Below are 13,947 nucleotides of genomic sequence, written 5' to 3'. Positions count from 1 at the left end.
CGGTCAGCCCTCGTCGGGCTCGACCAGGGACGCGACCTCCCGGATGACTGCCTGAGGATCGCGGGCGCGCCGCACGTCCACAGTGACCTCGCGGCCGTCTCGCGCTTTCACGGTGACCGTGACGTCGGTCCTTCGCTGCGTCAGCCATGTCGAGAGAGACTGAGCGAGCACAACTCCCGCGCCGCCGGTGCCCAGCGTCACCGCGAGCAGGTCCAGGACTCCGCCCATTTCATCGGGCGCAACCGCTCGATGCCGCAATTCCAGGCAGCCCCGCAGGTCGTCTTCGCGGAGCAGCCATTCGCGCAGCGCACGCAGCTGCGAGTCTGCGCCGGCCCCACTCACGACCAGCTGCAACTCGGACGGATCCGACGCATGAGCGTCACCAGGCTTCTGGTTGATCACTGGCATTCTGCCATCATGCCACCGCCGTTCTTCACCCCGGAACCGGTTCCCGGAACAAACAGCAATACAATGACGCCCATACCAGGCTACCATTCAGTATGCAATAGGCAAATCCGGTGGGAAAGTCGATGTAACGCCTTTGGAGCGCTCGCACGGGGCTTGCACACCGCGCCGTCGGCCACCCGAGCAGGTAGGCCGGTCAGCTATGGGACCGCACGCCCGGTACAGCGCCCAGGATCGAGGTGGATTCGCGATGAAGTCGAGCCAGAAGAATCGCACGGATACGCGCGCTGGTATCGAGGGGTAAACACCGGGATAACGAATAGTTCAGATAGGCCACTTGCGGCAAGTTTACAATTCAGACCGCCGGTTCTGTGAATATCACAACAATCGGCGACTTTGCTTCGGGAACGCTCGTAGCCGGGAGCCGCAACGTTGGCAGTACCGAAGTCGTCTGCGCCGGCAGGCGGCAGCGGACTACACAGGCGGGCGGCGGTCGGTCCGAGACCGCGATTTAATGCCGGTGTCAGGGCTGCATTCGCACTCAGCGTCGCCTCCGGGTCACCCTCGTTCTACATTGCCAGCAGATCAACAGCCTGGTCATCGACCAGATCGCCTCGTTCGGTAAGTGCCGTCCCAACCCACTTGCAGACCGTTGGCAGTCAAGCCTCCGCCGTGGAGGTGGCTTCCGGGATCAGTCGCTGAGACACGCTCACACGAGTAGTCCACAGCATCGCCTGCGAGCAGAGGATGCGGTCCGGGCGTACGCACCCTGGCAACCGTGCGGATACCCGACCGAAATCTGCTCCAGGATCTCCCCGCGCTCGTCCACGTACAGCGCCCAGAGCACCCGCGGCGAGCGGATCGCGAGCCGGAGCCGTGTTCTCTTGCACGTCGACCGCGTCACGGCCACGTCCATCCGACGACTCATACCGGTTTCAGGTTGCGATCGTGCTTGAAGTTGCGAAACGAGCCGCGCAAGATACCGTCCCGGCCGCACCCGCGCATACTGCCGCGAGTGCGGCCGTTCGCGTGTAAACTGGCTGGTCCCGCGTCATGGTGCGCCGGAACGTCGCGTTTCAGCCCTGCCCTGTAACCATCGACGGTGAGGAACGGCATGGCCGTGCCGGCTCCAGAACGCGCACGCGACGCACCATCGTCGTAGGCGGGCTGCGATTCGCCTTCTACGGCCGAATGTGGACGTCCGAATTCCAAGAGCGCGACACGTCGCTGCGATGGCAGCGCGAAGTGGTCGAGGAGACGATCCGTAGGCGGGGCGTGATCACCGCGGAGTATTTCGATGAAGTCTGTTCACGTCGGCTGCCATGGCACGAGCGACCCGCCGCGGCGAGACTACCGGCCGATGCGGCTCAGCCGGAACACGACTTCGACGCCGTCGTCATCGGAGAGTACGAGCTGGGTGTTCTGCGGCGATCAGTTCACCACCGTCTCGGCGCTATTGAGCAAGCACGGGGTCCAGATCTGGCTGCCCGAAACGAGCGGACCGGTGAACGTCGACAGTCCGGCCCACCAGGCACTCATGCTCCTGCTGGATCGCAGTCACGACGCGAGGCCCTTCGGGCGCGGCACCGGGTACCCGCTTCCCGGCGCGAGACGCTCGACTTCCCGTGCTCGGCGACGATCGGCGACCAATTCCGCGACACGTCGTATGGGTGAGGACATCCGTTACTCCCGTTGGTTGCGGCGGATCTACTTGCAGGCTGCAGTCTGGCCAGCCCCATAGGCGGCCTGGGCCTTCGTGAAGCCGTCACCCGCCGACGATGACAGCTGCTGCTTCAACCCCGAGCAAGAGAACGACGTGAAGCTCAAGTAGTTCTCCGCCGACTTGACCGCCTGCGCGTTCCAGTCCACCGACAGGCTGTCGACGGCCTGGGTCGCCACATCCTTCGGGAACCCGTCACCCGCCGACGAGGACAGCTGCCGGATCAGGCCGTTGCGCGAGAACGCGGTGAAGCTCAGGTAGTTCTGGGCGGAAGCGCGGGCCTGCTCGACCTGCGGCGGGAACTTGGGTGCTTCGCTCGTGGTGGGTGCCGGCGGCTCGACCGGAGCAGTGGCCGCGGCCGAAGCGGCGGCGTCGTTCAGGTTGGGGCTGGTGGTCTGAATGTGGTCGGGCGCGGCGACCGAGCTGGTCAGGGCAGCGGCGGGCATCCCGTTGGCGGCGTCGTTGACCGCCTTGCCGAAGGCCGCGGTCCAGAGCACGCAGATGACCAGCCCGATCGCCGACAGCACGACGGCGGTGATGGCCAGCCCCTTGTTGCTCGCCTGGCCCCGGTTGGCGCGCAGCGTCCCGACGATGCCGAAAATCAGTCCGAGGATCGTCAGCGGCCACGCGACGATCCCGATGATCGGGATGAACGCGAAGATCAACCCGATCAGGCCGAGCACGAACCCGGCCGTGCCGAGGCCGTTCTTGGGCTGGTTCGCCACCGGCATCGGCACCGACGGCGGCATGGGGGCGTAAGACACGAGGCTGCCTCTTTCAGTCCAGCGGCGACGCAACGGAGCGCGTCACGCTCTGTGGTATTCGTCGACATCCGCGTCCCGCGCGTAACAGTGCCCGAAAGCCGCTTCCGGTCACGAAAAGGAGTCAGCCGACGATGTTCACGATCATTTCCGCTGGTGACCGCAGTGAGCGACCGACTCACCACAGTTACCTAGGGTAAGAAATTGAAACTTCAAGTTCACTCGTTCGGAGCAAGTGGAGACGTGGGACGACGTTGCCCCGAGCTGAGTTACGACATCAGCGCTCACTGTCACTGGCTGGCGGCGAGCCTGCGAGACGACGACCCACCCTCACCTCCGGAGCTGCGGAAAACGCGTGCGTCGGGAGCGCCGCGGGCTAGATGACGCGTTGACTGCGCTGATCGGATGAACCGCTCACAGCGCGCCGTCATCACCCCACGGCCGCGACATCCGTCCAGCGTGATACCACCCCAGCCGCCCTCACCTCACGTAGCGGCATCACCTGCCGGCACGGCCGACCTGCTGGCGCAGTGGATGAACAGCAAGAAGCCGACAACCACCACTGCCCGCCCCGACCACGGCAGCGGCTTGCGGTTCGCCTTCTACGGCCGGACCTCGACCACCCGCCATCAAGACCGCGTCTCATCACAGGGCTGGCAACGCGACATGGCCGATGAGCTGGTCGGGGGCCACGGCCAGGTCGTCGCCACCTACTTCGACGTCGGCACCTCACGCCGCGTCCCATGGCGACAGCGACCGCAGGCTGCCCAGCTCATGACCGAGACCTCCAGCCCGGAGTCCGCGATCGATGCGATCGTGGTCGGTGAATACGAACGCGCCTTCACCTGCACCCAGTTCGCCACCCTCTACAGCTGGTCCAACCGCCACGGTATTCAGCTCTGGCTCCCCGAGACAGCCGGTCCGGTCGATTTAAGCAACCGCGATCACCGGGCACTGATGTCGCTGCTGGCCACCCAGTCACAGCGCGAAGTCCTCCGCGCCCGCCACCGGGTACTGGCGGCGATGCACAACCAGGCCACCCAGCAAGGCCGCTACCTCGGCGGCCGACCACCCTACGGCTACCAACTCGTCGACGCCGGCCCCCACCCCAACCCCACCGACGCCCGCTGGGGCCGGCGCCTCCAACGCCTCGCACCCGACCCACGAACCGCGCCACACGTAGCCTGGATCTTCCGGCAACGCCTGGCCGGGCACAGCGTCGCCAGCATCGCCCGACACCGCAATGATCGTGGTGTGCCCTGCCCATCGAGCGCCGACCCGGACCGCAACCGGCACCGCACCCGCGGAGCCTGGACGCTGCGCACGGTCGCCGTGATCCTGGCGAACCCGCGCTACACCGGCCGCCAGACCTGGAACCGCCGCGCCACCGACACCAGAGGCCCAGCCGCAACGCCGGCCCTGTCAGGGAAGGCCGCCCATCTAGCGCTCGTCACCGAACAGGACTTCATCGCCGCGCAGCAGATCCGAGCGGCCCGACCAGCCCACGACGGCCGGACTCGTCGGTTCGCCCGGGCCGGCCTAATCCACTGCGGTGTCTGCGACCGGCGGCTGGACTCGCATTGGAACCACGGACGTGCGACCTACCGTCGCCGTCACGGCTACAACAGCACTCAGTGCGCGGGCCAGTCGCGGCCGAAGACGCTTTACATCCGCGAGGACTACCTCGTCGAGGAGATCAGCATCCGACTCGGAGAAAGAGGCAACGACGGCCACGACACGCCGGAGCTTGACCGACCACGACACAGACGCGTGGCCGCGGCGCTGCGCGACTCAAGAAAGATCATCGTCTATGACCACGCCGGATGGCGCCTGAAGGAGATCGATTCAAGTTAGGCTACGGTCACCCCGGTTTCAAGATCGCGTTTCGCGATCCGTGGGGTAATACTGTGTCCGAGGCTTGAACCCCCACACGTGGGATATCTCCCGTGTTCGGGGAGATCATGCAGACATCGTAGCGCAGAGTCACCAGGATTGCACATGCCCTTCAGGCCGCGCTACGCCTTGGTCTTGGCCTCGCTTGTAGCTGTGCGGAACAACAGTGCCGCGTCGTGCAGCAGGTCGTCGCCCGGTGAACGGTCAGCCGCGACACGCGTCTCGATGGCCAAAGCCACCTGCTCGCCGGTGCCCGGCTCGCCCTCCAGTCTCCGGTCTCGTGGGGCCGCAGCTTCCCGCGCGCACCGTGCTCGGGATGGCCACGGCGGGTTTCGCCGCGGGGCTGGGGCGATCCGAACTCGGGCACCTGGGTGCCGGGTCGGCGGGTGACTTGTGCGTGTGGGACTACCGGCTGGTCACGGCCGATGAGGCGGAACTCACCGCTCGTCTGCGCGAACGACTCTCTCGCACGCCGCCCACGACCTGACTTCCCAGCTCTCGGGGCTTTGCTCGCTCAGCGAAGGCGGCCTGGTTCGCCTACACCGGCTGGGTTAACGGCCGAGCCGCGTACACCCGTGGTTCCACTCGGTTGTTCGGTTCGCCGAGGGATGAAACGCCGCGACCGCGGGTTCACAGTGGGATGTCACGTTACGAGCTGTCAGACGGGGAGTCCCGATGAGCGCACGAGGCATTTCACTCCACTTAGGACTCAATTCGGTGGACTCGCAGCGCTACGACGGCTGGGCCGGCGCACTCTTGGCCTGTGAGAACGATGCGCGGGACATGGCGGCCATTGCACGGTCGCAAGGCTTCGACGCCACGGTGCTGCTCACCCACCGGGCACGGTCCGACGAGGTCCTGCGGGCGATCCAGGACGCCGCGAGAACGCTGCGCGCCGGAGACGTTTTCCTGATCACCTATGCCGGTCACGGCGCGAGGATCGCCGACCAGAACGCTGACGAGCCGGACCGCCAGGACGAAACCTGGGTCTTGTACGACCGGATGCTGATCGACGACGAGATCGACAGCGCGTTCGCGAGGTTCACCGACGGCGTCAGGGTCATCACGCTGCTGGACAGCTGCCACAGTGCCCCCGCCACGCGTCGGCCCCAGGACGCGCAGGCACGTCTGATGCCCGAGGCGGTTCTCAAACAGACGCTCGCGCAACACAACGCGCTCTACCAGGGGACCCGCAGAGCTCGAGATCCACACTGGTCGAGCACCGGCAGGACGCTGTCGTGCTTGCGGCTTGCCAAGACGGTGAGCTCGCGGCCGACGGCCCGGACAACGGCCCTGTTCACCGGAATCCTCAAGGCACCAGGCCGTCGAGGGCGTGCTGGCGCACGCGGCGGAACGCGGGGATCTGTCCCCGCGTTCCGCCGATCCGTCGGGAGGTCAGCCGATCGCGGTCTCCGCCGCCGTCGCTCTCTTGAACCACTGGGGACTCGTCCGCGGTGGGCAGATCAGCGACGACGACATCGCGGCGATCGTCGACGCCGTTCTCATGCCGTTGCTCTGACGGTCAGCCGGCGAGGAACTCCAGTGCTTCGGGAACGAAGGCACGGTAGTGCTGGAAAACGCCACCGTGACCGGAGTCGGGGTAGATCTTCAAGCGGGCATTGGGGATACGGGCGGCCATGTCGGCCGAGTGGCTGCTGTCGACCATGAGGTCACGGTCGCCGTTGGCCACGAAGACCGGCTGCGTAATGACCGACAGGTCGTCGGGGTCGCTCAACCCCGCAGCGCGGATGGCCTTCAGCTGGGCACGCCGGGCCTGCACCGAGATCCGCTTGTCACGGTCGGTGGTTCGCTCCTTCAGCCGAGCCAGATAGTCCTTCGCGGCACGCTTGCCCTCGGCCGCGCGCGGGAAAAACAGAAACTTCCTCGCGTCACTCAGAGTAAGAGCCGCCTTCAGATAGGCCTTCACCGCCACTTTGGTGATCTCGTCGATCCCACCACCGCCCCGGGGACCGGTGCCGGCGAGGATCATCCGGCGGACGAGGCCGGGTGCCTGGAGCGCGACCATCTGCGCCACTCCTCCGCCCAGCGAGAACCCGAGCAGGTCGACCTTCTCGAAGCCCAGCGCACGGATGAAGGCGACCGCGTCCCGTCCCATCTCCTCGAGGGTGGACGGCACCGATCCGCCCGACGCGCCCACGCCCCGGTTGTCGAACGCGATGACCCGGTGGTGCGCAGCGATGCCGTCGATCAGCCTCGGATCCCAATCGTCGAGCACCGCCATCAGGTGGTGCAGGAACACCACCGGTACGCCGGAGCCCGTGCCCAGCTCCCGGTAGGCGAACGGCACTCCGCCGACCTTGATCGTGCGCGTCGGCGCATCCTTCCACTTCATCGTTCCCGACCACCTTTCCGCTTGATATTATGGTCATAATATCAAGCGGAAAGAGGGAAGACCAGCAGCTGCGCCGTCCAAGTGATTCCGCAGCCGGTACTCGGGCCGGCGATGCGGCCTATCCGGCCTTCCGCAGACGGAAAGCCGGCCCGGGAAGACTGTCGATGTCGTCGGCCTCGACCACATCTCCCGCTTCGCAGCGGACCTCGACGCCGACCGGCGCACCACACCCGCGGTGACGTGTCAGCATCGCCGGCCCCTCCGGATCCGCGCGGTACCGGTCACCCCACTGCAGCAACCCCAGCACAGCCGGGACCAAATCCATCCCCTTGGGAGTGATCACGTACTTCGGCCGGCTCCGCGACCCAGGCACCTGATAGGTCTCGGTGGCCAGGATCCCTTCCGCCACCAGCATGCGCAGCCGCGCCGCGAGCAGGTTGCGGGGACACCCGAGTACTCGCTCGAACTCCCCGAACCGCGACGAGCCGTAGAAGACTTCACGCAGGATCAAGATCGTCCACTTCTCTCCCACGATCTCGAGGGTGCGCGCGATCGAACAGTTCGACGTGTCCCGATCGAGGCGAGCGTCCGCATCGATGCCTTCAGGAGCCGAGTGTCGTTCATCCACGGCGTGATCCTACCGGACTCTGAGTTTACTATCTAGTACTCAGCCGGTAGCGTCGGCCGCACACCACCCGGCCGCGCCGGAGATCCGGCACGGCCCACCCGAGAAGGAGCCTCACCGTGGCCGTCAGTCCGGAAGCTCAGCAGTTCGCCCAGTTCCTCGAGAGCGCGAGTGCGAAGACCGCCACAGCCGGCCTCGACCTGGCGATCATCCGCGACATCGTCGAGACGAGCCACCGCGCGTCGACCGAACCGGAGGACGTCAGCTACGCCGAGGTGGACGTGGACGGCGTCCCCGGTATCTGGTGCATCCCCGAGGGCGCCGACCCCGACCGGGCGCTGCTCCACTTCCACTTCGGCGGCTCGGTTACGGCCTCGATGCAACTCGGACCGCAAGGCCGCCGGCCACATCGCGAAGGCAGCAGGCGCCCGCTCGCTCGTCGTGGACTTCCGCCTGGCGCCCGAGCACTTCTTGTGCACTGCCAGCCGGAGAGAGCGCTTGCCGCCTGAAAGAACACGGGTCCCGCACGGCATTCCGGCCCTCCGGGGAATCAGCGCTGCTGCACGCCGTCGAAGATCGCAAGGGCGTTGCGGATGCCTTGCTCCAGCAGGTCGTCGGCCAGCTGCCGGTCGGTCACGGCACGGGAAAGCTGCATCGTCCCGACCATCATCGCGTAGACGCTGAGCGTCGTGGTCCGAACCGACAACGGATCCTCCGGCACGAGCCGGGCGGCCATGTCGTCGATGATGCCCAGCACGCCCTCGGTGTACGCCTGCTTCGTCGACTCCGCGCACCGACCGATCTCGTCCAGCAGCGCGGCAGACGGGCAGCCCTCGCCCGGGTTGTCGCGGTGCCCGGGCGAAAGGTAGGAGCGCACGATCTGCTCGACCCCTGCACGTCCCGGCGCCACCGCGGCGAGCTGCTCCCGCTGGCCGGCCAGCTGATCCGTGACCGCCGTCGCGACCAGGTCTTCCTTGGAACCGAAGTGAGCGTAGAACGCGCCGTTGGTCAGCCCGGCATCCGCCATGAGCGTGGCGACCCCGGAGCCGTCGATGCCGTCACGCTTGAGCCGACGACCGGCCGACTCGACGATCCGGCGTCTCGTCTCCAGCTTGTGCTCTTTCGCGTACCGCACCACTTCGCACACCCCTACCCACACTCGGCCCGACTCAGCCTGCCAACCTCGTTGTAAGTACGATCATACGCTAAAGTTTGCCGATCACTTGCCTGCTGCACCGGCGGGGACCGGCGGATGCAAACCTCAGGCATCTTCAGGCACAACGGCGACGACGACCTTGCCCGCCTTCATGCGCCCTTGCTCGACGTGGGCCAGCGCTTCGAGCGTCTCGGAGAACGGGAACGTCCGGTCGATGACCGGGCGGAGTTCGCCCTTGTCGTAGAGAGCGCCGAGGTCGCGCAACTGGGAGCCGTTGGCCCGCATGAAGAAGAACTCGTAACGCACGCCCAGGGCCTTGGCCCGCTTGCGCGCCTTGCGGCTGAGGAAGTTCATGACCACCCCCAGCAACGCCGGCGCGCCGAGCTGCTTGGCGAACCCGGCATCCGGCGGACCCGCGACACCGATGGCGAGGCCACCAGGCTTCAGCACCGTCAGCGACTTCTCCAGGTTCACCCCGCCCAGGGCGTCCAGCACCAGGTCGTAGCCGGAGAGCACCTTCGAGAAGTCTTCCTTGGCGTAGTCGACCACGACGTCGGCGCCGAGGCCGCGGACCAGGTCGATCGTCGACGTGCTCGCGGTGGTCGCCACCGAAGCCCCGAGGTGCTTGGCGAGCTGGATGACCGTCGAGCCGAGACCGCCGGCGCCCGCGTGGACGAGCACTTTTTGCCCCGGCTGGACGTTCGCCCGCTCGACGAGGATCTGCCACGCGGCCAGCGCCACCAGCGGCACCGCGGCCGCCTCGTGCAGCGTCAGCGACTCCGGCTTGGGCGCGACGTCGTCCTGGTCGATCGCGATGTACTCCGCGAACCCGCCGATCCGCAGATCCCGCGGCCGGGCGTAAACCTCGTCGCCGACCCGGAAGCCACGGACGGCCGGACCGACCTTCGTCACGACGCCGGCCACGTCGTGGCCCAGCACGAACGGTGTCTTGTACTTCAGCAGCTGCTTGAACTCCCCGTTGCGCACCATCTTGTCGAGAGGGTTGATGCTCGTGGCGTGCACCCGGACCAGGACGTCGCGGTCCCCCACCGCGGGCACGGGTACCTCCGCGGCGCGCACGGTGTCCTTGCCGTACTTCTCGACGACGAATGCCTTCATGTCAGCCAGCTTTCTGCGTGGTCCGGTCGGTGGTCCGGTAACCCTACCATCTGAGTATCAAAAACTAAACTCAGGTCGAGTACGCTCATGCCGTGGAAGCTCGGCACGAACCGGGTCCGGCACCGATGGACTCCCGGCTCGATCGCGACACGACCAACTGCTCGATCGCGCGGACCTGGGAAATCGCCGGTGAGATGTGGCCGATGCTCATCATCCGCGAGGCCTGGTACGGCTCGACGCGGTTCAGCGATTTCGAGCGCGTTCTCGGGTGTCCACGCAATGTCCTCGCAGAACGCCTTCGAAAGCCCCGGAGGGCCCCGCCCTGCGCTCCACCCACCGGGGATGCGGCGGCCACGTCGACGTCAGGATTCGTTGCGAACGAAACCACGATGTCCGGGCCGAGGACATCGACAGCGTCCCGGGCCCTGGCTTTCGCTTGAGGTCGGTGCGCTGACGCAACACTCCCGGCACCGAACTGGCCGGCCGCGGCGAGCATCCTGGTGCGGCCGCAGCCGGCCGAGGTCGGTGTCGCGCCGCGCGACGAGCTCACGGAGCACGGTGTAGCCCGTTGCACCCAGCAAGACGATCTTGCGGGTGTTCCACGAATCACCGAATCGCTCAGGGCAACTGGGCGGCGTACCCCGACCGCAGAGCACCCTTGTCGATCTTGCCGACCGGGTTCTTCGGGATGGCGTCGAGCACGACCAGCTCGGTGGGCCGTTTGTAACCGCTGAGGCTCTCTGCGCAGAGTGCTTTCAGCTCCGCGGGGTCGACGGTCCGGCCGGGGCGCGGCTGGACGTACGCGACGACCACCTCACCCCACTTTTCGTCGGGCACGCCGATCACGGCGGCTTCCAGGACGGACGGGTCGCCGGTGAGCACGTCCTCGATCTCCTTGGGGTAGATGTTCTCCCCGCCGCGGATGATCATGTCCTTCGAACGCCCGACCAGGGTCAGGTAGCCGTCCGCGTCCAGGTGGCCGACGTCGCCGGTGTACAGCCAGCCGTCGACGACGACCCGGGCCGTGTCTTCCGGGCGCCCGAGGTACCCGCGCATGACGTTGGGGCCGCGCACGACGACCTCACCGTCCACACCGGACTCGACCGGAACACCGTCCGGGCCGAGGATCCGGATTTCCTGTCCGGGGAAGGCGACGCCGACGGTCCCGGCCCGCCGGGGCCCGCCGATGGGGTTGATGGTGGATGCGCAGGTTCCTTCGGACAGCCCGTACCCCTCGATGAGGGGGAACCCGTAGCGCGCCTCGAACCGGGTCAGCAGGTCCGCGGAGGCGGGCGCCGCGCCGCAGATTCCGAACCGCAGGGACGAGGTGTCCGGCCGGACGGCGTCGGGAAGCGCCGCCAGCATGCTGTAGATCGTCGGGACCGCGCTGAAGTACGTGGGACGGTGGCGTTCGACGACGTCGAAGAACGTCTGCGGGTTGAACCGGTCGGCGATCACGACACTGGCTCCGGCGAGCAGCGGCATGAGCACGCTGACCACGATGCCGTTGACGTGGAAGAGCGGCAGGATCAGCAGGCACCGGTCACCCGGCCCGATGTCCAGCGCCCGGCGGCCCATCTCGGCCATCGCGTCGATGTTGGCGTGGTCGAGCATCACCCCCTTCGGGACGCCCGTCGTGCCGCTGGTGTAGATGAGCAGCGCTAGCGCCGAGGGGTCCGCGGGGGCGACCTGGTCCCGTTGCGCGCTCGCTTCGGACAGGTCGCCGACGGTGACCGTGGTGACCTCGCCGACCGCGCCCGCGCCGGTTTCGACCACGAGCAGACGGGCGGCGGAGTCGCCGAGCTGCCGGGCGACCTCGAAGTCCGTCATGCTCGGGTTCACCGGCGTCACGGTCGCGCCGATCCGCCACGCCGCGAAGAGCAGGAGCACGAACTCGATCCGGTTGGTGAGCTTGACCGCGACGACGTCCCCCGGGCCGATCCCGAGCTCCCGCAGGTACGCCGCGGTCGCGCGGACCCGGCCGAGCAACTGCGCGTTGGTCACCGACCGGGTCCCGTCCGAGACCGCCACGCCCCGCGGATCGGCTTCGGCGCGGCGGTCGGGTAGCGAAGCGAAGTTCATGGCTTGCCCGCCGAGGTGGCCGCGGCCGGGTTCAGCTGCCGGGTGAGGAACTCCGTCTGGTCGCGGACCAGCGCCTCGAACGGCTCACCGAGGTAGAAGTCGAAGTGGCCGGCGTCGTAGGTCTTGATTTCCCCTCGAGGCGCGGTCCGGGCGTAGCGCAGGGTTTGGGCTGGTGGCGTGACGCTGTCGGTGTTGCTGACGCAGAAAAGGATGGGGATGGTGATCCGCTTCGCGGCCCGCCCGGGCCGGTAGCCGGCGATGGTCGGCACGACCCGGGCCGCTACTTCGTTGCGGAACGTCGTTCCCGGTGGGACGAGTGCCTGGTATCCGGGCAGCGCGTCGGGCGCGTTCATGAGCGCCGGCGACCCCGGTGCGGCGGCGAGCGGGATCATGGCGGGGTCGGCCCCGCGGAACCGGGCCACCAGGTCTCGCGCGAGGACGGGACCGAGCTTGAGCGAGGCCACCGGGCCCAGCGCGACGGCGGAGGCGAGCCCGTCGGTGAACGGGCACTGGGCCACGGCCGCGCGCAGTTCGGGGTGGCGCGCGGCGACCGTGATGGCGTGGCCGCCGCCGAACGAGCTGCCCCAGACCGCGACGCGCGTCCCGTCGACGTCACCACGAGCCTTGACGTGCGCGATGGCCGCGTCCCAGTCGGCGAGCTGGCGGTTGATCGACAGGAGCTGCCGGGGGCTGCCGCCGCTGTCGCCGAAGTGCCGGTAGGTGAAGGCCAGCACGGCGAAGCCGGCTTGGGCGAACCGCTCGGCGAAGGCGTCCAGCCGCATCTCGCGCGTGGCGCCCAGGCCGTGTCCGAGGATGATCACCGGAGCCGGCGCGGCAAGCCCCTCCGGCACGTAGAGCCATGCGGCGCAGAAGGTGTCGCCGGAGGGGAAATCGACGTCGTGGCGGGTGAAGGAGTGCGAAGCAGTCATGACCGGCTCACCCGGCCCGATGCGAGCGCGGCTTTGTACGTGTCCGGGTTGTAGAGGGGCAGTTCGCCATCGGAGACCGTGGTTTCCATGTAGTCGAGCATCAGCTCCTGGCCGTCGTCCGACAGCGCCCTGGCGAGGAACTCGGCGCGCTCGACGTGCAGGCCGTCCGTCAGCGACATCGAGCCGCCGAAGTACACGGCCCGCTTGATCGCCGCGACCGAGCCCTTCGGCCGGGCACCGAGGTGCAGCGCGAGTTCGGTCGCCCGCGCGATCACCTCCTCCGGCGCGACCACGTCGTCGACGGCGCCGTTGGCGAGGGCCTCCGCGGGGGTGAACGGCTTGCCTTCCAGGATCGCGAGCAATGCCTTGTGGGTCCCGATCAGGCGGGGAAGCCGCTGGCTGCCGCCACCGCCGGGCATGATGCCGAGGAGCACTTCCGGCTGCCCGATGAAGAAGTCCCCGTCGGCCATGACGCGCAGGTCGTTCGCCCAGGCGAACTCCGCACCCAGACCGAGCGCCGAGCCGTTGAGCGCGGCGGCGAAGACGACGCCGCTCGAGTTCATCCGCAGGAACGTCCCGTGCAGGCGCTCCAGCTGGACGGCCGGCCACAGCGGCGTCTTGCGGAACACCGGACCCAGCACGCGAGCGCGGTCGACGCCCCGCGCCGTGCGCGCCATGGCGGAGGCACTGCGAGGGCCGACCGACGGCACCGCGGCACCGCCCTCCTGCAGCCACCGCACATCGGCGTGGCTGACGAACCGCTCGGGGTGGGCCCCGGTGAAGACGACGGCGTGCACACCCGGGTCGCGATCGACCCGGTCGACCAGCTCGGCAAGCTGGTCGGCGATTGCGGCGCCGAACAGGCCGTGCGGGCCGCCGTCCACACGGACGATCACAACGGCTC

The 13,947-nt window shown here is 67.8% G+C and carries 13 protein-coding genes and 1 pseudogene; 5 read left to right on the top strand and 9 right to left on the bottom strand.

The window, feature by feature from the left end:
* Nucleotides 1-3 precede the first annotated feature (3 nt).
* Both Q5425_RS35430 and Q5425_RS35425 read right to left on the bottom strand, forming a co-directional pair.
* Complete coding sequence (locus Q5425_RS35430) at nt 4-408, bottom strand: effector-associated constant component EACC1 (RefSeq protein WP_308676738.1); 405 nt, start codon at nt 406-408, stop codon at nt 4-6.
* A 1,704-nt stretch (nt 409-2,112) separates the two neighbouring features.
* Nucleotides 2,113-2,889, bottom strand: coding sequence for an Ltp family lipoprotein (locus Q5425_RS35425; protein ID WP_203612708.1), 777 nt, complete (start codon nt 2,887-2,889; stop codon nt 2,113-2,115).
* Between the two features lie 531 nt (nt 2,890-3,420).
* On the opposite strand from Q5425_RS35425, the gene Q5425_RS35420 reads away from it, so the two are divergent.
* The 3 genes and pseudogenes from Q5425_RS35420 to Q5425_RS35410 all read left to right on the top strand — a co-directional run bounded on the left by Q5425_RS35420 (nt 3,421) and on the right by Q5425_RS35410 (nt 6,298).
* Entirely contained in the window at nt 3,421-4,740 is a 1,320-nt protein-coding gene (locus Q5425_RS35420; RefSeq protein WP_308676737.1) for a recombinase family protein, read from the top strand.
* A 714-nt stretch (nt 4,741-5,454) separates the two neighbouring features.
* Nucleotides 5,455-5,835 (top strand): annotated as a pseudogene (locus Q5425_RS45890) (caspase family protein); the annotation flags it as partial.
* Between the two features lie 277 nt (nt 5,836-6,112).
* Nucleotides 6,113-6,298 carry a hypothetical protein gene (locus Q5425_RS35410; RefSeq protein WP_308676735.1) on the top strand — a complete coding sequence of 62 codons (186 nt, stop codon included), beginning with the start codon at nt 6,113-6,115 and terminating at the stop codon, nt 6,296-6,298.
* Between the two features lie 3 nt (nt 6,299-6,301).
* On the opposite strand, the gene Q5425_RS35405 is transcribed toward Q5425_RS35410, so the two are convergent.
* Together Q5425_RS35405 and Q5425_RS35400 are read right to left on the bottom strand one after the other, a co-directional pair.
* Nucleotides 6,302-7,132 carry an alpha/beta hydrolase gene (locus Q5425_RS35405; protein WP_308676734.1) on the bottom strand — a complete coding sequence of 277 codons (831 nt, stop codon included), beginning with the start codon at nt 7,130-7,132 and terminating at the stop codon, nt 6,302-6,304.
* 118 nt (nt 7,133-7,250) lie between these two features.
* Entirely contained in the window at nt 7,251-7,760 is a 510-nt protein-coding gene (locus tag Q5425_RS35400) for a helix-turn-helix domain-containing protein (RefSeq protein ID WP_308676732.1), read from the bottom strand.
* A 116-nt stretch (nt 7,761-7,876) separates the two neighbouring features.
* On the opposite strand from Q5425_RS35400, the gene Q5425_RS35395 reads away from it, so the two are divergent.
* On the top strand, nt 7,877-8,266 hold the full coding sequence (locus Q5425_RS35395) for a hypothetical protein (RefSeq protein WP_308676731.1): 390 nt from the start codon (nt 7,877-7,879) through the stop codon (nt 8,264-8,266).
* Between the two features lie 41 nt (nt 8,267-8,307).
* Here Q5425_RS35395 and Q5425_RS35390 read toward each other — a convergent pair whose 3' ends face one another.
* Together Q5425_RS35390 and Q5425_RS35385 are read right to left on the bottom strand one after the other, a co-directional pair.
* Nucleotides 8,308-8,892, bottom strand: a complete 585-nt coding sequence (locus Q5425_RS35390) for a TetR/AcrR family transcriptional regulator (protein WP_308676730.1) — start codon at nt 8,890-8,892, stop codon at nt 8,308-8,310.
* A gap of 126 nt (nt 8,893-9,018) precedes the next feature.
* Nucleotides 9,019-10,032 carry an NADP-dependent oxidoreductase gene (locus Q5425_RS35385; RefSeq protein ID WP_308676729.1) on the bottom strand — a complete coding sequence of 338 codons (1,014 nt, stop codon included), beginning with the start codon at nt 10,030-10,032 and terminating at the stop codon, nt 9,019-9,021.
* A gap of 125 nt (nt 10,033-10,157) precedes the next feature.
* Here Q5425_RS35385 and Q5425_RS45885 point away from each other — a divergent pair, with 125 nt between their 5' ends.
* On the top strand, nt 10,158-10,472 hold the full coding sequence (locus Q5425_RS45885) for a winged helix-turn-helix transcriptional regulator (RefSeq protein ID WP_396135328.1): 315 nt from the start codon (nt 10,158-10,160) through the stop codon (nt 10,470-10,472).
* A gap of 178 nt (nt 10,473-10,650) precedes the next feature.
* On the opposite strand, the gene Q5425_RS35380 is transcribed toward Q5425_RS45885, so the two are convergent.
* The 3 genes from Q5425_RS35380 to Q5425_RS35370 are packed head-to-tail and all read right to left on the bottom strand — an operon-like array spanning nt 10,651 to nt 13,939.
* Complete coding sequence (locus Q5425_RS35380) at nt 10,651-12,114, bottom strand: AMP-binding protein (RefSeq protein WP_308676728.1); 1,464 nt, start codon at nt 12,112-12,114, stop codon at nt 10,651-10,653.
* A complete protein-coding gene (locus Q5425_RS35375) occupies nt 12,111-13,043 on the bottom strand; it encodes an alpha/beta fold hydrolase (protein ID WP_308676727.1) in 933 nt (310 codons plus the stop codon). The genes Q5425_RS35380 and Q5425_RS35375 overlap by 4 nt, the downstream gene beginning before the upstream one ends.
* Nucleotides 13,040-13,939, bottom strand: coding sequence for an enoyl-CoA hydratase/isomerase family protein (locus tag Q5425_RS35370; RefSeq protein ID WP_308676726.1), 900 nt, complete (start codon nt 13,937-13,939; stop codon nt 13,040-13,042). The genes Q5425_RS35375 and Q5425_RS35370 overlap by 4 nt, the downstream gene beginning before the upstream one ends.
* Nucleotides 13,940-13,947: the final 8 nt, after the last annotated feature.

Origin of the sequence: Amycolatopsis sp. A133 (assembly GCF_031082405.1) — a bacterium.
Lineage (GTDB): Bacteria > Actinomycetota > Actinomycetes > Mycobacteriales > Pseudonocardiaceae > Amycolatopsis.
The sequence above is the reverse complement of the archived record's forward strand: the minus strand, read 5'-3'. Positions and strand labels throughout refer to the sequence as shown.

Coding starts and splice junctions, on each gene's coding strand:
- Q5425_RS45885 (WP_396135328.1), top strand. CDS start 10,158: ATGGACTCCCGGCTCGATCGCGACACGACCAACTGCTCGATCGCGCGG.
- Q5425_RS35380 (WP_308676728.1), bottom strand. CDS start 12,114: ATGAACTTCGCTTCGCTACCCGACCGCCGCGCCGAAGCCGATCCGCGG.
- Q5425_RS35375 (WP_308676727.1), bottom strand. CDS start 13,043: ATGACTGCTTCGCACTCCTTCACCCGCCACGACGTCGATTTCCCCTCC.
- Q5425_RS35385 (WP_308676729.1), bottom strand. CDS start 10,032: ATGAAGGCATTCGTCGTCGAGAAGTACGGCAAGGACACCGTGCGCGCC.
- Q5425_RS35405 (WP_308676734.1), bottom strand. CDS start 7,132: ATGAAGTGGAAGGATGCGCCGACGCGCACGATCAAGGTCGGCGGAGTG.
- Q5425_RS35420 (WP_308676737.1), top strand. CDS start 3,421: ATGAACAGCAAGAAGCCGACAACCACCACTGCCCGCCCCGACCACGGC.
- Q5425_RS35430 (WP_308676738.1), bottom strand. CDS start 408: ATGCCAGTGATCAACCAGAAGCCTGGTGACGCTCATGCGTCGGATCCG.